Source organism: Peribacillus frigoritolerans, assembly GCF_030676415.1.
Classification (GTDB): Bacteria; Bacillota; Bacilli; order Bacillales; family DSM-1321; genus Peribacillus; species Peribacillus frigoritolerans_A.
This window is the reverse complement of the sequence record NZ_JAUUTW010000145.1, coordinates 1-255: the sequence shown is the minus strand read 5'-3', so window position 1 is coordinate 255 and position 255 is coordinate 1. Positions and strand designations below refer to the sequence as shown.

Below are 255 nucleotides of genomic sequence, written 5' to 3'. Positions count from 1 at the left end.
GCTAGTAAGATCCCTGAAAGATGATCAGGTTGATAGGTCAGAGGTGGAAGCGTGGCGACATGTGGAGCTGACTGATACTAATAGATCGAGGACTTAACCAACGCTTTAAAAAAATGAAATACCTTCTATATTATCTAGTTTTGAAGGAACAACGTTCCTGATATGTTTGGTGGCGATAGCGAAGAGGTCACACCCGTTCCCATTCCGAACACGGCAGTTAAGCTCTTCAGCGCCGATGGTAGTTGGGGGTTTCCC

At 45.9% G+C, this 255-nt stretch carries 2 rRNA genes; both read left to right on the top strand.

From position 1 onward, the window contains the following. Positions 1-101, top strand: a 23S ribosomal RNA gene (locus Q8G36_RS28825); the annotation flags it as partial. 64 nt (positions 102-165) lie between these two features. After that, positions 166-255 (top strand): 5S ribosomal RNA (gene rrf, locus Q8G36_RS28820); the annotation flags it as partial.